Below are 19,795 nucleotides of genomic sequence, written 5' to 3' on the forward strand. Positions count from 1 at the left end.
ACAAAAAAACCGTGAGACATAAGCCACACGGTTTTTTTGTTCCAGACTAGACACTAAATCCAATTCACCCAGCTATTTCATTACGCGTCCAAGAAGTTCGACACCAGAACATTACTCTAGGTAACGTCTCATCAACTCATAAGCTTGGTTTAGCTGCTGAAAATCAGGCTTACCTTCTTTAGGGCGATTATGTCTATCCAAATACTGATAACCACCTTGAGTGCCTGACACATGCAAAATGCTACTTTCATTAACTAAGGCATAATCGCTGTAACTTGCAAGAATGAGCCACTTTCTTCTATCAATATATCGCTCAAACAAGTTATACCCTGCGCTATAGTTTTCTACAGGTCCAGTCGCACCTAAGTAGTTTTGCATCAGCGTTGGAACTAAGTCCATATGATCAGTAAAGTATTGATTCACTCCCGGCTTAAGATCTGCACCTAACATAATAAAAGGCACTTTTATCTGAGGGTCGGTAAAATTACCATTGTGGCCCCAAAAATTTAGCTTGTTATCGTTAATTTCTTGACCATGGTCTCCAGTAATCACCACTAAAGTATTGGCCAACTCTCCCGACTCTTTAAGCTGAGTGAGGACTTTACCTATCAACGAATCGTTAAAATTCACGCTGGTGTTATAGCGGTTAAGGATAGGCAGCCTATCGGTATCATTATTGATGTTTAAGTAATCCATTCGAGATGCTTGTGGCTCGAATTTATTCGGGTAATCATCGGGAAAATCATATCCATGGGGAGAGTCATAAAATAAAAATGAGAACGCTGGGCGGGTAGGATCTTTATGTTTATCCCATTCGAGCCACTCTTGAGTGATCTCAATATCTCGACTTGCCTTGGTCTCACCTTTTGAGCGCACTCTTAAATCAGGCACATGAACAAAAACCGTTTCATCAAATTCAGGTTTTAAAAGGTGTGCAGAAGAAAAGATCCCTAGTTGATAATCCAGCTGCTGCATTCTATCCATTATCACCGGCGATTCGCGATTGCGATAAAAACTATGCCAATAGGTTGCTGGTAAGCCATAAAATAGACCAAATATTCCCGCGCGGGTGGCATTACCTGTAGAGTAATGCTGCTTAAAAACCTGACCATCTTGGGCATATTGCCAAATATTTGGGGTCACTTCGGCACTAAAACTATCGTGACGCCAAGAGTCAATCACAATAAATAGGACGTTAGTAGGTGTGATCTGCTGATAACTTATCGGCGTTAACGGATAAGATAAGTTACTACTATTATCGATTTTTAATTTATTTTGCTGAGCCAATTCAGCTTCATTAACAAAACCATATTTCAACATCAATCTGTTGGCTGTCGCTGGGTAAAACAGCGGTAAGAAACGACTAAAGTTGGTAATCGAATTCACGGCATTAGCACTCGCCCAAATATGCACGGCATGTGTGGCGAGCATACATAAGAAAAGAAGGTAAGTGATATACCGCAATACCGGTTTAAAGCGGTCACAACCTCTAGTTAATACGAGCCAATAAATCCCACATTGCAGCGCGAATGTCAGCACGATCAACGATGCGCCAAACAGGTAATTTTCCATCGAGAATTCGACGATGCCACCGGAGAAGATCATTTCAACCAGTACTGGTTGAATATGAAAGCGATACTGGGCAAAAACCTGAGTATCCCCATATAAGGTTATCAACGCTACAGTAAAAATAATCGATGTTAAGACTAGCCTAAGCAGAATCGGTTTAATCAAACTAAGCGGTAAACTAACTAGGCCAACTAACCCAGCGAGTAACCCCATCTGCCCAGCCGTAGCAAGGATAATATAACCCCAATCTAGAGAGGTTAAGTTAGCGGGAAGGTAATCCAAGTAACTCACAGATAAGATAATAAATATCAATGCATTTATTAGTGTTAGCACAGTGTGAGATTTCATTCGTGCGCGCAAAGGTAACATGTTCACGTTCCTGCTCGTCCCCATTACCATAACGGGAGACATAAAAAGCGCGAAGTTTACCCACTCACTCGCCTCGAATACGTGACGCAAGTCACAATTACTTTGACTCATGATGAATTGAGCATATCAAGGTCCGTTATCACCTCAGTAAGTCTTTGTTAGGAACTGTTGAAGAGTTAATAGAAAAAATAGCGGCCCAAAAGAGCCGCTATTTTTGATTAAAACTTTGAAGTAAAAAACTAACGATTAGCTAATATAGCTTTGGCCTGCATAAACAACAAAGTGTCGTAGCGCTAACACGCCTAAGATAGTGCTACAAGAAACCGTGATCAAGAAGCCTTTAGTGTGACGCCAAGCCTTAGGGGCTAATGTACTGGCCAGCACCGGTACAACAAGACCAAGGCCTACGACACCAATCCAGAACACGCTCGCCCAAGTGCCCGTCGTGATCGCCGCCGTAGCCGCCTGCGCTGCAGGACCTGAGAAGTTGAGTCCCACAAATAGTAGTACCAAACAAAGTGCTTCGTTAAAAGCCACTGGATATTCGATACGATGCACTTGCTCAATACAGTCAGACTCTTTCTTACTAAAGAACAGAGTCGCGACCAAGATGTTACCCGCTGAGCCGACTGACATGGCCGATGCTAAAAACAGCGCAGGAAGTACCGCAGTGTTTAAGATAGGGTAGCTTATCATTGCCGATAGTAAGAATCCGGTATAAACCCCAACACCTAAACCCAGTGCAAAAATCAGCTTATTAAGGCTATTTTCTAACTGACGACACACTTTGAGTATGCCAGCGAGCCATGGTGCGTAGTGCAGAACTTGTTTTTCAAATACTAATGCCGCAAACACAAACACTAACGGGATATATATAAGCAGTGCAATCACACCCCATGCCATCACCGACGTAAGATTATAGTTAAGCAGAATATGGTAAAACTCAAATGGCTTAGTTAAATCGAGTACCAGCAGCGCCATACCTAAACAGATGGCTACAGGGCCAATTACCGCCGCCGCTTTAATCACAGGTAAGCCTTCAGTCGGTTGACCACGGCTTTGCTTGTACCATTTAAGTCCAATAGCCACCAGCATAGAACCCGCTGACAAACCAGCCATAAACAAGTACACCGCGATGATCCAGTTCCACACTACTGGATCGTATTGTTCCATCGAGCCCCAGATATTGTTCATGCTTTGATCCCTCCTTTGCGGCTAGGAATGCGGTAGACCCGAGGCTCTGTGCCTAAGTTTACCTTTTGTTGGTAATGAGGTTTAGTGTCTAACACTTTACGTACTTCAGAGTTCATGTCGTTTGCATCACCAAACACTAATGCTTGAGTGGGACAAACGGTGACACATGCAGGCTCTTCACCGCGAGCTAAACGCGTCTCTTTACAGAAATCACACTTATCTGGTACCCGAGTTTCTGGGTTAATGAAACGAACCTTGTACGGGCAAGCTGCGACACAGTAAAGGCAACCAACACACTTCTTCTCGTTAATCGACACGATACCGTCATCATTGACGTAAGCCGCGCCTGTTGGGCAAACTTTTACACATGGTGCATTTTCACATTGCTCACATGAGACGCGGTTATACTTAAAATGTAGGTGGGGGAAGTTGCCATAAGGCCCTTCGATTCTCACCTGAATTCGAGTCACTGACTCAGGTACATTGTTTTCACTGCGGCAAGCAACGTTACAAGCCTGACAGCCAATGCATTTGTTTTCATCGTGTACGAGAACATAACGCTTAGTCATAATTAACTCCGATTAAATCTTGGCAATCTTGACGCCGGTAGTGTGCAGGTTCATACCTGTCACCGGAGAAGTCACGTGAGGAAGTAAGTTACCGCAGTGCACGCCTTTACCGGTTGCACGAGCCAGTTCTTTGTTCTTTGAGCCGCAGCCCATATAAGCAAATACGGTGTCAGGGCGAATACCCGGTGTGACTAAGGCATGACCCTCTTCACTGCCGGTATCGTTGTAGATACGGATCTTATCGCCACTTGAGATATTCAGAAGGCCTGCAGTGATGGGGTGGATCCATAGGGCGTTATCTGACATCAAATTAGCCAGCATTGGTACATTTTGCGTACCCGCGTTGGTGTGCACTGCAACCTTGCCTTGAATGAAAAACAGCTCATCGGCTTTTTTCATTGTCACTTCACGGTAACGGATCACTCCACGGCCCGGCGCCATCTTCTCAACTTTATCTGAGCTAAGTTCAATCTTGCCTGAAGGCGTTTTAAAGCTTAACTGGCTGCCATAAGTGCCATCTTCATCAACGGCTTTAGCGTTGGGGTAGCTTGCTACAAAGTCTCTTACCATGCCACGCTCGCGCAACATTAACGGCTTACCGAAGCTAACAAAACCTTCCTCTTTGATCCTTCTTAATAAGTTCACATCACGCTGCACTTGGAACAGCTGCAATGTTTCCATATTTTCCCATGGGAAAAACTGACCTTGGCCTAGCTCTGTGGCGAGCTCTTTCCAGATCTGCCAGCTTGGCTTAGTGTCACCAATGGTTTCGACCACGCGTTGACGCACATAGTAAGCAGGATTCTTACCTGACTTATCAGCAATCTCTTCGTCACGCTCAAGATAAGTGGATTCTGGCAAGAAGATATCGGCATAAGCCGCTGACTCACTGATATAGATATCGCAGGCCACAATAAAATCGAGCTTTTGCATCGTCTCAACAATACGCGCTCTGTCTGTCATGGTTTGCATTGGGTTTGTACGGCTCATTACCCAGGCACGTAACTGGTATGGAACGGCATCTAAAGTCGAATCAAGAATCGTCTGGTAAATACCACCCGATGACCAAGTCAATGCATACTGCTCATCGACCATGTCGATGCGCTTAGCATCGCTTTTAGGCATGCCTTCAACACCTGGCTTTGCTAAAGTTGGCGCAACCTTATCACCGGCAAACTTATTATAGCTTGAGGCTTTCTTGCCAAAGTACAGGCCACCTTTACGCTCAATGTTGCCCACCAATACGTTAGCAGCATAGAGTGCGCGGCGCATCTCAAACTCTTCGGTGGTAAACGATGAACGGTGACCAAAATCGACTAGCGCATGAGGCGCAGCGGCGGCATATTCATGGGTAATGCGGCGAATATCTTCAGCAGGTACATCACTAACAGACTCGGCCCACTCAGGTGTGTAAGCCTTAACTTCTTTGGCAAAATCTTCAAAACCCGACACATACTGCGCCACAAACGCTTTGTCGTATAAGTCGTCGCTAATCAATGTATGACAAATTGCCAGTGCAACCGCAACATCTGTCCCCGGCTTAATCGCGTACCACTCGTCAGCTTTATCCGCCACAATCGAGAAACGTGGTTCAAATACCACAAGCTTTGCGCCCTTCTCCATCTGTGCATTCATCATACCTCGGGTTTCAGACATGTTAATGCCTTCGTAAAGGTTATGACCAAAGTTAATGATGTACTTAGAATTGCTTAAGTCACGCTTGATTTTGCCGCCAAACATGGCTTTAGCCGCAATCACGTAACTGCCCGGACAGGTAGACGCGTGGGTAAAGGTATTTGGACTACCAAAGGCTTTAGCTAAATGAAACAAGTGACCAGACAGAGAGCCTGACTTTGATGAGAAGGCGACGGTTTCAGCCCCGTGCTCAGTTTTAATCTTATTTAGGTTTTGCGCAATAATTCGGTAGGCTTCTTCCCACTCAATCTCTTGCCAGTTGCCTTCACCACGCTCGCCAACACGCTTAAGGGGCTTAACAATACGTTGCTTATCATAAAGCTGGCTGTGACCTGCACCACCGCGAGCACACACAGCCCCACCAAATGATTTGGCGTTCTTATTACCAAGAATCGATACGTTCTTGCCATTCACCACACGGGCAGAGATCGGGCAACGGGTGGAGCACATTTCACAAATACTTGCGATAGACTCTGCGCTACCTTGCAGCTCAGAATGTCCAAGGGCCGCTAAAGAGCCTGGAAGCGTTGCTAAAGCGCAAGTCGCTGTGCCTGCTCCGGCCCCTTTAATGAAGGTTCGCCGATCTAGTTTCATGTTAAATCTCCCAATGACAATGATCCTTAGCAGAGCAATGAATTAAGCTCTGTGTTAATCGCTATTTGCAATCAACTCATTCCTAAGGTTTTCCTCATTGTTATTGAGGGAGGGTAAATTGAATATTGTGGTAAACCACATACCGATACAGTGATAGTCGGCTTTGTGAGGTAATTCACAGTTCAAATTTACACCAACACAGCCACTAAAAGCTGTAAATTGTGGTAAACCACATAAAGGCAAATGGTTTAAAAAAATTGCAGGTTACTGCATGTTTTCGATATAAAATGTGCGGCCTCATTGCCGCACATAAGCTCACTCTTCTCTCGTCGCCAAGCTGTATCGAATAGCGCTTAATTAAACTTCTATCGGCGCCTCACTGCCTCGCTTTTTAAGGTTAAGCGTTGCCACACAACCTGATTGCCCATCGCTGCGATTAGCCAATACAAAGCGCCCATCATGCTCCTTAATCACCTCATTACAAATGGCTAAGCCTAGCCCTAACCCATCCACTTTAGTGGTGTAAAAGGTCGCCATTAAGGTATCGGCTTCCATCGCTAAACCTGGGCCATTATCGACAATAGAGATATTCACTTGATGCTCTTTAAAGTCCAACTCTATCAAGATTTTACCTATCGCCACATTTTCCGAGTCAGCAATGGCATCTAAACTGTTTTTAATTAAATTGATCAACACCTGCAATAAGCCCACTCTATCTGCGGTGATAAAAAAGGGCTCGCCTTTAATCTGGGTGTTAATTTGGATCTCTCGTCTGGCTAACTCTATTCGTAGTAGCGAAATACTCTCCTCGACTAAGGTAAGAATATTCACGTCCACCATGACCGATTCTCGGCGCTTAAGTAGACCACGAATTCGGTGCACTACTTCGCCGGCACGAGTCGATTGCTTATGAATTTTCTCTAGTAGTTCGATACATGCTTGTACATCAGCTTTTTCTTGCCCCTGCAAACGCATGATGCCGCCTTCGCTATAACTGGTAATTGCCGCGATAGGCTGATTAATCTCATGGGCAAGCCCTGCACCGATCTCTCCTATGATTGAAGCACTTTGTAGACGCTCTAATGCGATGGCTTGCTGCTTAAGCTGCCGTTCTGATTCAATCAACGAGCTACTTTTCTGGTGAAAACGATATTCAATCCACAGGTGATACAGGGTCGCTATAATGAAGACTAAAACCGACAAAATCCCCCAGTGGCGGTTATCCTCAAGCCACTGCTTCACCGAATCCCAGCGGCTACTATCGGGCGTCTTTACGTGCAGTTCTTTAAATAGTTTGATGACCGCAAGCTGACTAATAGGTGAGGTCCACCCCTTTAGCTTCGCCTTGATTGCAGCAGGATTATTCGCACTTAAATCAAGCAAGGCTTGGGTAATCGCTTTACTCAACTCGGTACTCACACTCTCGGATGCAGCAAAGGACCAATTCGGATAAAGGTTAGTACTGCACTGACACTCTATGCCTTCTGGTCGGCTAGGATTCAATACTCGATAATTAGCGCGGTTAATCAAGCCACGCTCGACCATATCTTCTAAGGTACACAAAGGCGTGATGGCAGCATCGACATTACCATCGCGAACTTGGTAAAGCAGAGGATCGAGTGGAAATCCTAAAAACTTGGTTTGGCCAAAGTAAGTTTCTGGCTCCATTCCCAGCTGATGCATCAATCCAACAGTGGCTTGATAGCCACCCAACGCATGAGGGTCACTAGCGGCTATCACCTTGCCTTTTAAGTCATATAAGGTGCGATAGTTACTATCAGCCTTAACGATAATTGCCGAGCCTATCGCCGAAGTGGTGCCGTTATGGCGCTTAGAACGCATGGTCGCGAGCCAAGATAATGGATACTGATTGGACAGATACAGGTATTGACCAGGATTGGTAATAATAAACTGGATTTGCCCTAGCTCCATCGCCAAATTTAATGCTTCAAAATTTCCAGGATAAACATGGAACTCAGCCTCTGGCACTTGTGCATTAAGGTATTCCATCATCGGAGTCCAACGCTCAATGGCTTGTTGATGCCCCCAGTTTGCCAATACTCCAACATAAAACTGCTGCGGTTTAGACCAAGCTACCGATGAGAACAAAAGCACACAAATACAAAGCAAGAATCGAGACAATTGAATTTCCTTAGGATCTGCGCCACGACGCCGTTAAAGAGTGAACTGCTCCCCTTAATTAAGGATTCCAAACCTAACCGACATAAAAGTGGCAGCAGTTATTTAGCAACAGCTTACGCTAGGCCAAGATTTATAGAGCGTGATGCATTTCATGCTTTGTAGATTTTTGTTGGATTAAAGCCGCGAACTGGGATATCTATCATCTAAACACCGCAAACATAAGGGTTTCGCGTGCAACAAGAGATCAACGGACCAGTCTATTTAGTCGATGATGACGAGGCGATTATCGACTCAATCAGCTTTCTAATGGAAGGTTATGGTCATAAGCTTATTAGCTTTAACAGTGGCGATCGTTTCTTAGCAGAGGTCGACTTAACCCAAGCAGGATGCGTGATATTAGATGCACGTATGCCAGGACTAACAGGCCCCCAGGTACAGCAACTGCTCAGCGATGCTAACAGCCCGCTTGCGGTGATTTTCTTAACTGGCCATGGCGATGTACCTATGGCCGTGGATGCTTTCAAAAATGGTGCTTTTGACTTCTTCCAAAAACCTGTACAAGGCAGCTTGTTGTCCCAATCTATCGTTAAGGGCCTTGCCTACAGCTTTGGGCAACAGCAAAAGCTTACAAACCAGAGTCTAATCGATACCTTGTCGGAACGGGAAGCGCAGATTTTTCATTTAGTCATTGCAGGCAATACCAATAAGCAAATGGCAAATGAGCTTTGCGTTGCGATTCGAACAATCGAAGTTCATCGCTCAAAATTGATGGCTAAGTTAGGAGTGAGCAATCTTGCCGAATTAGTCAAACTCGCGCCGCTCCTGGCTGAAAAGAACGACTAAGACGAACTAAACTCAGAGGGCTACTAGCCTTAACACTACTAGCCCTGAACACTGTTAGCCATTAAAGCTATGATACCAGTCCCTAACCCGGGGAAAGTGATCATTGACCGCATCTTTATGGGTTAGCATTCCCCCATGATCATAGTCATGCTTAAAGCCTTGCTTCTTTGAGAGTAGCGTGTAATCGACCTGCTTAATTTGGCACTCATGTATCATCCGCTGAACATCGCTTGGGTTACCTAACACGGTATCCCCTTTGCCCGCTATAAACCAAGACTTTGGCCACTTAGCTACGCTTGCCGCCTGTCGATAATCGAAGCCATCATCACTGTCGACCCACTCGCCTCGCACCCACTCGATACTCTGGCGCAATGAGGCTCTAGACTCATTATCCATACCCATTCTGAGTTTATCTGCAGGGAGATAGCCCCTGCGCCAGGCGATCATCGGCGCAATCTTATTCCAAACGAGATCGACACTAAGCCACTTTTTAACCGACTTGACCTCAATACGGCGCTTACTACCAAAAGTGACGAGTGACGCAACCGACTCTTGTAAACTGCTATAACGAGCAATCGCACTGGCCATCAAAACGCCCCCCCAAGAGTGAGCACACCAATGTACTCTTTTGGTCTTTGGGTGAAGCGATAGAATGTACTGCTGAATAAGTGGAAGTTGCTCTCTAATCACCTCGCCCTGACCCGCCTTAAAGCCACGAGCGAGTTTGGGCTCACTCAGGCCTCGACCAAGGGTATCTAATACATATACCACCACGCCTGCGTCCGCCAAATAACAGGCTAGCCCCTTACCGGAATCACTATAGAACACGCGACCATTAGACATAGCACCATGCAGCATAAGTACAGGAGGTTTACTCATGTCGGCTTGTACTGGTGTAATTTGCCTTAGGTGTAGGTACCCATGGTTATAGGGGATATAGAGGGATTTTTGCTGAATATTCAATGGCTAATACTCTTATATTTTTAAACTAAGCTACTGAAATACTAGCCTAAAAACAAGAGTAAAGACTCTAACTGAATGTTAAATACAGCCGACTAGACCTGCTTTAAAACATGCTAAGGTTGAAATCAATCAAAAGGATCAAGATGATAGCCATCTCTTTTAAACATAAAAAAGCTCATAACAAAATTGCTATGAGCTTAAAGAGCTGCGGACGTTACAGGCTGAGTAAAACTTAGCAGCTATTTTCTAACAACGAATCCCTAACGACTAGAAACTAGCAACTTCTGTCTAATGTCACCTATCAAATAACTATTCAGTTAATCTAAGTGCGCTGGAACAGATAAGGTAAAACCTTGAGGTTGAGTCGGTTGATGCTGACATCCGCAGCCTGAACCAACTTAGGTTTGGCATGATAGGCAATACCAAAATCGGCGGTATTGATCATCGGGATATCATTAGCCCCATCACCTATCGCCACTCTCTGCCCTATAGGTATTTGCCACTGTTTAGCACAATTTAGTACGGTATCGGCTTTGTATTGGGCATCGACCACTTGGCCTGAAACCGTTCCAAGCAGTTTACCGTTTTCAATATCAAGTTTATTGGCAAAAGCGGCATCGAGCGCCAATAACTGCTTAAGATGTTTTACAAAGGGGGTAAAACCACCAGAGGCTACAACGGTGCGCCAGCCATGACTCTGTAGCTCAGCAATCATCTCTTTTAAGCCCGGCATGAGCGGTAACTTGCCACACAAAGTATCAATAATTGCGGCATCGGCGCCTTTAAGTTTAGCGACTCGGCCTCTGAGGCTCTGCTCAAAGTCGAGCTCGCCTTGCATGGCAAGCTCTGTCACTTCAGCCACGGCCTGGCCAACACCTGCCATTTCTGCTAACTCATCGATACATTCAATTTCGATCGCGGTTGAGTCCATGTCCATCACCAACAGACCCGCTTGGCTTAGTTGCGGCGCATCGACAGCTAATTCAAATAGCTCTAGAGAATCGGTTTCACTTATCGAGGCGATCTGTGACTGGTTTAAAGATGTTGATGTACAAACTTCAACACAGGTTAAACCACAATCACGCTTAATTAGTGCCAAGCTCAACTTAGCATCTAGAGACGCAAGCCAAGTCTCTAGGGCAGTGTTAATATCCAGCTGGCACTGCGTGGTCGAGACTGCTTGCTCGGAAAATACAATCCGATAACGAGAAAAACCTTTAGGGTATTCAGTCTCAATATGACGAGAGTAACTTTGCTCACCAGTAGTAAAAGACACGCTACTTTTAGTACTTAACCAAGTAAAAACAGTCGATTGACTCAAACTTTCCATTAGTTATGGCTCTCCAACTACCGAGCACAGACATAATCAATTATGATTAGGTGAGTACACAATAAATTAAGGGTTTCAGTGTTCTATTTAAAAGGCCTAAAAAAGAGCCATCGAATAAGTCGCCTATTACAAATCATGATTGCGATCGCTTTATTCATCGGTCTCGATCAGTTGTGGGAAACTAGCCTACTACAAGGACAGCAGCTTCTAAAGTCCCAAACAGAAAAGATGGCGAGATTGCTGGTACAACAAACAGCTTATGGTGCCGCCCCCGCGCTACAGTTAGAAAATGATGAGCAGCTACAATGGCTTGCTCAAGCATTAGTGTTAGACCCTAAAGTGATGTCAGCCACCATCTTCAGTGAAGACGGCGTAAGGCTATCATTCGCCCAAAGCGTCATAGACGAAGAGCTAGAGCCTGATTCTGAAGAGCTCACTACTATTTTGCAGCAATACCCGCCCTATGTTGAAGCAGTCTCTCAAGATGGTAAGAACTTAGGCTATGTAGAGGTGCGTTTAGAGCCAAAATACTTCTTTAATGAGATAAAAGAAGCTCACCATATCAACATGGAACAGCAACAGATGATGCTGCTGATTGCTGGCCTTATCGGCATGTTACTATCGCGTGCACTGTCATTTAAACGTGCCGATTTTGATAGACGCAAAGCCAGAGTCAAACTTAGACAATTACTTGCCAAGAAGAATGAGAAAGCAGCTGCAAAAGCAGCTAAGAAACAGGCCGCTGCAGATAAGGAACAGGTTAAAAATGCTGAGTCTAGGAGTATTGCGGCATCCTATATCGAAGCCGAAGTTGAAACTAAACCCGAAGCAAAAGCAGAAAGTAGTGAAGCAGAAATCAAACCTGCTACGAAAGCTAAAGCAAAACCTAAATCTACGACAGCTACCGAAGCTAAACCTGCTACAAAAGCCAAGGCCGCGGCAAAAGCTAAGACTGAAGCAAAGCCTAAAGCAGCAGCGAAACCTAAAGCACCTGTGAAGCCAAAATCAAAAGCAGCATCAAAGCCCAAGGCCGCACCCAAGACAGGGCCAAAGGACGAGGTTGAATAGCTAAAAACAAAAACGGACGCATAAGCGTCCGTTTTTTCATACTGCAGTCTGTAACTGCAAAGCGTTACAATTACAGAGTAATTGCAGCTTCTAGAGTCATTTCAATCATTTCGTTGAATGTTGTTTGACGCTCATCAGAAGTCGTCTTTTCGCCTGTACGGATATGATCAGATACAGTAACAACACACAATGCTTTAGCACCGAACTCTTTAGCTACGCCGTATAAACCAGCAGCTTCCATTTCGACACCTAGCACGTCCATCTTTTCCATCACGTCAAACATTTCTGGATCTGGCGTGTAGAATAGGTCAGCAGAGAAAACGTTACCTACGCGGTACTTAGTCCCTTTTGCTTCAGCAGCTTTAACTACTGCGCTTAGTAGACCGTAATCACAGATAGCTGCGAAGTCTTGGCCACGGAAACGTAAACGGTTAGTTTGTGAATCAGTACAAGCACCCATACCGATGATCACGTCACGTACTTTAACGTCAGTGCTGATCGCGCCACAAGTACCCACGCGGATTAGGTTCTTAACACCGTAATCTTTGATCAACTCAGTTGCATAGATTGAGCAAGATGGGATACCCATGCCTGAACCCATAACAGAGATACGAACGCCTTTGTAAGTACCAGTGAAACCTAGCATGTTACGTACGTCAGTGACTTGCTCAACGTTCTCTAGGAAAGTTTCAGCAATGTACTTTGCACGTAGTGGATCGCCTGGAAATAGAACTGTATCGCCAAATGCACCGTCTACGGCATTAATGTGTGGTGTAGCCATCAGAATAACCCCTATTTATATTTTTAGACCGTTGTATCAACATAGTCTTGTTTGCTAGTGGCTCAATCTGAGCCACCAAATTCAAATTTGTTTACAGCTTAACGAATAAAAGATTCGCCATATGCCATCGGCTCAAGCTTAAAGTAGCTCGCGATAGACTGACCCATATCAGCAAAACTGTTACGTAGTCCTAATGAGCCAGCTTCTAGACCCGCACCATATGCAAGAACCGGTACACGCTCACGTGTATGGTCACTACCAGGCCAAGTTGGGTCACAACCGTGGTCAGCAGTCAGTAGTAAGAAGTCGTCTTCATCCAGCAGTGCTAAGATCTCAGGTAGACGGGAGTCGAAGTACTCAAGACTACGTGCGTAACCTGCAACATCACGGCGGTGACCATAATGCGAGTCAAAATCAACGAAGTTTGTAAACACAATCGTGTTATCGCCAGCAAGCTTCACTTGCTCTAAGGTCGCATCAAACAGCGCCTCTAGGCCTGTCGCTTTCACTTTCTTAGTGATACCACAATGGGCGTAAATGTCGGCAATCTTACCCACACTCACCACTTCACCACCGGCGGCTTTTAGCTTATCCAGTACCGTTGGTGCTGGTGGTTCAACTGCGTAATCACGGCGGTTGCCTGTTCGCTCAAAACTTCCAGGACCTGTACCCACAAATGGACGCGCAATCACACGACCAATATTGTAATCAGCAAGCTCTTCACGGGCAATAATGCAAAGCTCGTATAATTTTTCAAGTCCAAAGCTTTCTTCATGACAAGCAATCTGGAATACCGAGTCCGCAGAAGTATAAAAAATAGGCTTGCCGGTGCGCATATGCTCCTCGCCAAGCTCATCTAAAATCACTGTTCCTGAAGAGTGACAGTTACCTAGAAACTCAGTTAAACCTGCACGAGCTAAAATTTTATCAGTTAGCGCTTGTGGGAAAGAGTTTGTCAGCTCGCTAAAGTAGCCCCATTCGTAAAGAACAGGTACGCCAGCCATTTCCCAATGCCCACTAGGTGTGTCTTTGCCAGAGCTTAGTTCATCAGCGTGACCATAAGCACCAATCACTTCTACATCGTCACCAAAACCTGCTGGGAATTCACCCGTGCTTTCTTTCGAAGCATGGCCAAGGCCTAAACGCGCCAAATTAGGCAGCTTTAATGGACCTTCACGGCCATCATTTGCTTTACCTTCAGCACATGCCTTTGCAATATGACCAAAAGTGTTAGAACCCACATCACCGAAAGCTTCGGCATCGTGCGCTGCGCCAACGCCGAAAGAATCCAGCATCATGATTATAGTACGTTTCATAAACGGTGCTCCGTTACAGATCTGACTCGCGAATATAACGATATATTTCCGGAGTTGTTTCTGGTTTGCTGTCGCCAATATGAATCGCTTTTTTCACTGCAGCTTCCGCTTCAGCAAAGGCGCTTTCAGATTGGGCGTGAATAAACGCAATAGGTTGCTCAGGGCTAATCTCGTCACCTAGTGCGCAAACTTTAGAAAGTCCGACACTGTAATCGAGAGCATCACCAGGCTTGCGGCGACCGCCGCCCAAGGTCACTACTGCAAGTCCGAGTTCACGGGTGTCCATTGCCGAAGCAAAACCGGATCTATCCGCGTAAACAGGACGAATAATTTGCGAATCAGGCAGGTACTTACTGTAGTTCTCAACGAAATCAGCTGGACCACCTAAACCTGAAACCATACGACCGAAAATCTCTGCCGCTTTTCCGTTATCCAGTACCGCATTTAATTTGGCTCGTGCATCGGCTTCGCTATTTGCGATACCGCCAAGCTGCAGCATTTCAGCGCACAGTCCCATAGTCACTTCATAGAGACGAGGGTTACGGTAAGCGCCTGTCATAAAGTCGATCGCTTCTTTCACTTCGACTGCGTTACCCGCACATGACGCCAATACTTGGTTCATATCAGTAAGTAATGCCGTAGTCTTAGTGCCAGCACCATTAGCAACTGCAGTAATACTGCGCGCTAACTCTTCTGAAGCTTCATAGGTTGGCATAAATGCGCCACTACCGACCTTAACGTCCATGGCTAATGCATCTAGACCCGCGGCAAGCTTTTTAGAAAGAATGGAAGCTGTGATTAAAGAGATGGACTCAACCGTTGCGGTATTATCACGAATTGAATAGAAACGCTTATCGGCTGGAACCAGATCGCCCGTTTGACCAATAATGGCCACGCCCGCCTCTTTTACTACCTTGCGAAACAGTGCGCTGTCTGGCTCGGTATTATAACCTGGAATGGCATCAAACTTATCGAGCGTACCACCGGTATGGCCAAGGCCACGACCCGAGATCATTGGTACATATCCACCACAAGCTGCAGCCATAGGGCCTAACATCAAACTAATGACATCCCCCACACCGCCGGTTGAGTGCTTATCGATAATTGGACCGTTAAGATCCAATGACTGCCAGTTGAGAACTGTGCCGGAGTCACGCATCGCCGTGGTTAACGCAATACGCTCATCCATGTTCATGTCATTGAAATAGACCGCCATGCCTAAGGCTGCGATCTGACCTTCTGAAACAGTATTGTTGGTGATCCCTTTGACGAAGAATTGGATTTCTTCAGTCGAAAGAGCCTCAGCATTACGTTTTTTACGAATAATTTCTTGAGCTAAAAACATGTACTACCTCCAAGAGTGTAACTGAATTTCTATTAAATAGTATTTTCAGTTATCAATCCGCTAAAGCGAATCAAAAGTCGTAATATTGTTACATACTAACGAACTTTTGATACACCTAATTAGATTTAGATCACACTTAACAACAAGTTTAATCTTTAAAGGTTAGTAACCCTGTGCACCTTGTGGTGCATCGCCTAGCTCAAGTGTATGAAGTAGGTTGGTTAGCAGGCTTGAAGCGCCGAAACGGAATGTCGCTGGAGTCGCCCAGTCATCACCTAGAAGACGAGCCGCAACGCCCAAGAACTCAGCTGCAGCTTCTGCGTCTTTTACGCCGCCAGCAGGCTTAAAGCCAACCTTAGGGTTCTTTTCGCTGATCACTGTCATCATGATCTCAGCCGCTTCTAGAGTCGCGTTAACAGCAACTTTACCTGTAGATGTCTTGATAAAGTCTGCACCAGCATCGATAGATAGCTCAGATGCCTTACGAATAAGAGCTGGGTCTGCTAACACGCCAGATTCGATGATAACTTTTAGGATTGCATCTTCACCACAAGCTTCTTTACAGGCTTTAACTAGCTCGAAACCTACAGTTTCGTTGTCTTCCATTAGTGCGCGGTATGGGAATACTACGTCAACTTCATCCGCGCCGTAAGCAACAGCAGCGCGAGTCTCTAATACTGCGATAGCAATATCGTCGTTACCGTGTGGGAAGTTGGTCACAGTTGCGATCTTGATATCGTCACCACCGATTTCATTCAATGTTTTACGCGCAATAGGAATGAAGCGAGGGTAAATACAGATAGCAGCAGTATCGCCAGCTGGAGTCTTAGCCTTATGACAAAGGTCTATCACCTTCTGATCTGTGTCATCGTCATTTAGGGTAGTAAGATCCATTAAACTAATGGCTTGTTGTGCTGCTTTTTTTAAGTCGCTCATAATAGCTCTCCGAGAAAGATTCAAATTATTAATTTAAAACAGAAAAATATCGCACGGCGATGCCTTGAACTGGCTTATTTTGATTATTGTTATGGGCCGGGCCTTCGGGCATTGCCGAATATATGTTTAACGCCTTACAGACTCTAAACACAAAAAACAATTCAAGTATCCAACGTTGTTAACTCCAATGAGCGCAACCATCCTGACACTAGTGCCACGACTTGAATCCATGAAGACCGGGAAGGGAGATTGATACTGCTTATTTCTACCTTTCCGCGAAAAATCCGTTTTAGCGCGTAATAAATCTTTTATAACTTTTGCAGTAACCTCCCCTATATAACTGCTTATAGGAGAAGAGTACTTAATACTTACCTAAACAAGCTGATTAGCTGAATTCTTTTGATTGAGCATAATAAATAATAGCTGATGCTTAAGTAAAAATTAAGACGTTCACATTACCGTTTTCAATTAAAATTTTAAGGGTGTAATTTGCAGTAGTGAAGATTAGATAGAGCCGCGAATTTCGCGGCTCTGTCGTCTATTTACAATAGTTTTAAGCGATGCTTAGAACTTGTAAGTAGCTGTGAAGTAGTGTGCAAAACCTGTTGATTCTAGACCGAAAGTACCGTCATCTTTAAGAAGGTATACGTCTTGGTATGCCTTTAGACCGTAACCTAGAGCATAGTTCTCTGAGTGCCAGTGTAGACCGAAGTATGCAGCACCACCACTAGAAGTGAAGGTAGTGTTCAGGAAGTCACCGTTGTCATCGTAAGCTTTAACTTCGTCAGCACCAAACTGGTAATCGACATAACCCTGGAAAGAGATGAATGAACCGTTGTCGAAGTTAACAACTGGCTTGAACCAGTTCATAGAGAATTGGTAACCGTTCCAGTCTTTAGCATTCATATCGTAGTATGAGTAAAGGTTCATGCCAGTTTTACCTAACCATGGAACCATTACGTCAGCACCAATACCAACTGAAGCATTGTTAACATCTTCACCGATAATACCGCCACCCCAGTTAAATAGAGTTGAGATATAAACTTCTTGGATAGGACCAGCTGATAGATCCCAACCTGTCATCGCATCGATAGAGAAACGAGGAGCAAACTTCATGAACATCTTGCTCTTGTTTGCGCCAACAGCTTTGTCACCTGAGCTGCTAGTTGTTAAGTTGAACACGTCAACGTAACCGTATAGGTCAACGATACCAGCGCGGCCGCCGAATTCCATTTCTAGGTAGTCATGTCCGCCATCATCAGCGTCAGAACGTGGAAGCTCGTTTACAGCGTACATTGCGTTGAACTGCATCCAGCTGTAATCGCCAGCGCGTAGATCAGTACGGTCAGCAGCGAATGTAGGTGCAGACATAGTTGCAGCAACAGCTGTAGCTGCTAGTGCTAAAGTTTTAACGTTTTTCATCATCAACCCCATTTTATTTATGGTTTGCCGCCCTTCTTTATGAAGAGTCAGCGTTTCTTTTTTTATGGCGCGCATTTTACTTTATTTATGCCAAACTTCAACAGTATTAATGTAAAAATGCGAACACTAAGTTTTAACATTCGAACAACTTTATGATTTTAAGGCAGTAAGTGCTGCTTTATCACTCTTATTGTTGTTTTTAAGCCGAAAGAACCCCTAACCATAGTTATTGATCATTTCAACGAATGTCTAGTTTGGAAAACGATTGACTTACATATGTTTTAGCTTGACTAGAGCTAAAACAAAGACTGAGCCATATAGGCTCAGTCTAAAAGAGGCTTACAACGCTAGGAATAGACCCGCGATAGTTGCACTCATTAAGTTAGCTAGAGAACCCGCGATAACCGCACGGATACCAAGCTTAGCTAGGTCATGACGACGAGTCGGAGCCATAGAACCTAGACCACCAAGTAGAATCGCGATTGAAGATAGGTTAGCGAAACCACATAGAGCGAAAGAGATAATCGCTTTAGTACGGTCACTCATTACTTGGCCCGTTGCTTCCACTAAGATACCGCCATCAGCAACATCTTTTAGGTATGGAGCAAAGTTTAGGTAAGCAACAAACTCGTTAATAACAATCTTCTGACCGATGAAAGAACCAGCGACAAGTGCTTCGTTCCAAGGCACACCGATAAGGAACGCTAAAGGCATGAAGATATAACCTAGAATTAATTCTAGTGTTAAGCCTTCCATACCGAACCATCCACCAACGCCACCGATGATGCCGTTGATCATAGCAATCAAACCAACGAAAGCTAGAAGCATTGCACCAACGTTTAGTGCTAGGTGCATACCAGATGAAGCACCCGCAGCCGCTGCGTCAAGAACGTTAGCAGGCTTATCAGGATCTTCTGGTAAGTCACTCATGTCGTTCTTAGCTTCTTCAGTTTCAGGATGCATTAGCTTAGCCATTAATAGACCAGCTGGTGCAGCCATGAATGAAGCGGCAACTAAGTATTCAATCGGTACACCCATCTGTGCGTAACCAGCCATAACTGAACCCGCGATAGATGCAAGACCACCAACCATGATTGCGAATAGCTCAGAGTTAGTCATCGTTGCGATAAACGGACGAACGACTAGTGGCGCTTCAGTTTGACCAACGAAGATGTTAGCGGTTGCTGACATTGACTCAGTACGACTTGTGCCTAATGCTTTTTGTAGCGCACCACCGATAATACGGATGATCCACTGCATGATGCCTAAGTAATAAAGAACTGCGATTAATGAAGAGAAGAAAACGATGATTGGTAGCACGTTAATGGCAAAAATAAAGCCAACTTTAAAGTTAGCTAAATCACCGAATAAGAAACCAATACCGTTTTGAGCGTATCCAATAACACTAGATACTGCGTCAGACACACTTTTCAGAATGTCTTTACCGACTGGAACATACAATACAAAACCACCGAAAGCGGCCTGAATTGCTAATGCACCAAATACGGTACGCTTGTTAATTGCTTTTCTATTGTTTGATAACCCGAAGGCTATCGCTAGTAGGGTGACCACCCCTACTAAACTCATTAAAATATCCATTAACCATCACCCTATTGTTAATACTTTTTAATTATGTTGTTAACCAACCTTATTTTACGT

At 44.8% G+C, this 19,795-nt stretch carries 15 protein-coding genes; 2 read left to right on the forward strand and 13 right to left on the reverse strand.

Annotated features, from left to right (window positions below; genetic code table 11):
- Positions 1–111: 111 nt before the first annotated feature.
- The 5 genes from Q1A86_RS05090 to Q1A86_RS05110 all read right to left on the reverse strand — a co-directional run bounded on the left by Q1A86_RS05090 (position 112) and on the right by Q1A86_RS05110 (position 8,132).
- Complete coding sequence (locus Q1A86_RS05090; protein WP_299803653.1) at positions 112–1,917, reverse strand: DUF3413 domain-containing protein; 1,806 nt, start codon at positions 1,915–1,917, stop codon at positions 112–114.
- 267 nt (positions 1,918–2,184) lie between these two features.
- A complete protein-coding gene (gene nrfD, locus Q1A86_RS05095) occupies positions 2,185–3,132 on the reverse strand; it encodes an NrfD/PsrC family molybdoenzyme membrane anchor subunit (RefSeq protein ID WP_299803656.1) in 948 nt (315 codons plus the stop codon).
- Positions 3,129–3,701 (reverse strand): 4Fe-4S dicluster domain-containing protein, encoded by a 573-nt coding sequence (locus Q1A86_RS05100; protein WP_299803659.1) that lies wholly within the window; start codon positions 3,699–3,701, stop codon positions 3,129–3,131. Before Q1A86_RS05100 ends, nrfD begins: the two co-directional genes overlap by 4 nt.
- A 12-nt stretch (positions 3,702–3,713) precedes the next feature.
- Positions 3,714–5,990, reverse strand: coding sequence for a thiosulfate reductase PhsA (gene phsA / locus Q1A86_RS05105; protein WP_299803663.1), 2,277 nt, complete (start codon positions 5,988–5,990; stop codon positions 3,714–3,716).
- 357 nt (positions 5,991–6,347) lie between these two features.
- A complete protein-coding gene (locus Q1A86_RS05110) occupies positions 6,348–8,132 on the reverse strand; it encodes a sensor histidine kinase (protein WP_299803666.1) in 1,785 nt (594 codons plus the stop codon).
- 231 nt (positions 8,133–8,363) lie between these two features.
- Here Q1A86_RS05110 and Q1A86_RS05115 point away from each other — a divergent pair, with 231 nt between their 5' ends.
- Positions 8,364–8,975: a response regulator gene (locus Q1A86_RS05115; RefSeq protein ID WP_299803669.1), complete on the forward strand. Its 612-nt coding sequence runs from the start codon at positions 8,364–8,366 to the stop codon at positions 8,973–8,975.
- A 54-nt stretch (positions 8,976–9,029) separates the two neighbouring features.
- Here Q1A86_RS05115 and Q1A86_RS05120 read toward each other — a convergent pair whose 3' ends face one another.
- Both Q1A86_RS05120 and serB read right to left on the reverse strand, forming a co-directional pair.
- On the reverse strand, positions 9,030–9,938 hold the full coding sequence (locus Q1A86_RS05120; protein ID WP_299803673.1) for an alpha/beta hydrolase: 909 nt from the start codon (positions 9,936–9,938) through the stop codon (positions 9,030–9,032).
- A 322-nt stretch (positions 9,939–10,260) separates the two neighbouring features.
- Positions 10,261–11,268: a phosphoserine phosphatase SerB gene (serB, locus tag Q1A86_RS05125; RefSeq protein ID WP_299803676.1), complete on the reverse strand. Its 1,008-nt coding sequence runs from the start codon at positions 11,266–11,268 to the stop codon at positions 10,261–10,263.
- Between the two features lie 78 nt (positions 11,269–11,346).
- On the opposite strand from serB, the gene Q1A86_RS05130 reads away from it, so the two are divergent.
- Complete coding sequence (locus Q1A86_RS05130) at positions 11,347–12,336, forward strand: AhpA/YtjB family protein (RefSeq protein ID WP_299803679.1); 990 nt, start codon at positions 11,347–11,349, stop codon at positions 12,334–12,336.
- Positions 12,337–12,406: 70 nt separating this feature from the next.
- On the opposite strand, the gene deoD is transcribed toward Q1A86_RS05130, so the two are convergent.
- From deoD to Q1A86_RS05160, 6 genes are all read right to left on the reverse strand, one after another.
- Positions 12,407–13,117 carry a purine-nucleoside phosphorylase gene (deoD, locus tag Q1A86_RS05135; protein WP_220761689.1) on the reverse strand — a complete coding sequence of 237 codons (711 nt, stop codon included), beginning with the start codon at positions 13,115–13,117 and terminating at the stop codon, positions 12,407–12,409.
- Between the two features lie 98 nt (positions 13,118–13,215).
- On the reverse strand, positions 13,216–14,433 hold the full coding sequence (locus tag Q1A86_RS05140; protein ID WP_299803687.1) for a phosphopentomutase: 1,218 nt from the start codon (positions 14,431–14,433) through the stop codon (positions 13,216–13,218).
- 13 nt (positions 14,434–14,446) lie between these two features.
- The gene (deoA, locus tag Q1A86_RS05145; RefSeq protein ID WP_299803689.1) at positions 14,447–15,778 is read right to left on the reverse strand and encodes a thymidine phosphorylase; all 1,332 of its coding nucleotides are present in this window, start codon (positions 15,776–15,778) and stop codon (positions 14,447–14,449) included.
- Between the two features lie 162 nt (positions 15,779–15,940).
- Positions 15,941–16,714, reverse strand: a complete 774-nt coding sequence (gene deoC, locus Q1A86_RS05150) for a deoxyribose-phosphate aldolase (RefSeq protein WP_299803691.1) — start codon at positions 16,712–16,714, stop codon at positions 15,941–15,943.
- Positions 16,715–17,278: 564 nt separating this feature from the next.
- The gene (locus tag Q1A86_RS05155; protein ID WP_299803694.1) at positions 17,279–18,136 is read right to left on the reverse strand and encodes an outer membrane protein OmpK; all 858 of its coding nucleotides are present in this window, start codon (positions 18,134–18,136) and stop codon (positions 17,279–17,281) included.
- A 339-nt stretch (positions 18,137–18,475) separates the two neighbouring features.
- Positions 18,476–19,735 carry a NupC/NupG family nucleoside CNT transporter gene (locus Q1A86_RS05160; protein WP_299803697.1) on the reverse strand — a complete coding sequence of 420 codons (1,260 nt, stop codon included), beginning with the start codon at positions 19,733–19,735 and terminating at the stop codon, positions 18,476–18,478.
- Between the last annotated feature and the right edge of the window lie 60 nt (positions 19,736–19,795).

It is taken from the genome of uncultured Shewanella sp. (assembly GCF_947497935.1).
Taxonomy (GTDB): domain Bacteria; phylum Pseudomonadota; class Gammaproteobacteria; order Enterobacterales; family Shewanellaceae; genus Shewanella.

Coding starts and splice junctions, on each gene's coding strand:
- Q1A86_RS05100 (WP_299803659.1), bottom strand. CDS start 3,701: ATGACTAAGCGTTATGTTCTCGTACACGATGAAAACAAATGCATTGGC.
- Q1A86_RS05160 (WP_299803697.1), bottom strand. CDS start 19,735: ATGGATATTTTAATGAGTTTAGTAGGGGTGGTCACCCTACTAGCGATA.
- Q1A86_RS05090 (WP_299803653.1), bottom strand. CDS start 1,917: ATGAAATCTCACACTGTGCTAACACTAATAAATGCATTGATATTTATT.
- nrfD (WP_299803656.1), bottom strand. CDS start 3,132: ATGAACAATATCTGGGGCTCGATGGAACAATACGATCCAGTAGTGTGG.
- Q1A86_RS05140 (WP_299803687.1), bottom strand. CDS start 14,433: ATGAAACGTACTATAATCATGATGCTGGATTCTTTCGGCGTTGGCGCA.
- phsA (WP_299803663.1), bottom strand. CDS start 5,990: ATGAAACTAGATCGGCGAACCTTCATTAAAGGGGCCGGAGCAGGCACA.
- deoD (WP_220761689.1), bottom strand. CDS start 13,117: ATGGCTACACCACACATTAATGCCGTAGACGGTGCATTTGGCGATACA.
- serB (WP_299803676.1), bottom strand. CDS start 11,268: ATGGAAAGTTTGAGTCAATCGACTGTTTTTACTTGGTTAAGTACTAAA.
- deoA (WP_299803689.1), bottom strand. CDS start 15,778: ATGTTTTTAGCTCAAGAAATTATTCGTAAAAAACGTAATGCTGAGGCT.
- deoC (WP_299803691.1), bottom strand. CDS start 16,714: ATGAGCGACTTAAAAAAAGCAGCACAACAAGCCATTAGTTTAATGGAT.
- Q1A86_RS05155 (WP_299803694.1), bottom strand. CDS start 18,136: ATGAAAAACGTTAAAACTTTAGCACTAGCAGCTACAGCTGTTGCTGCA.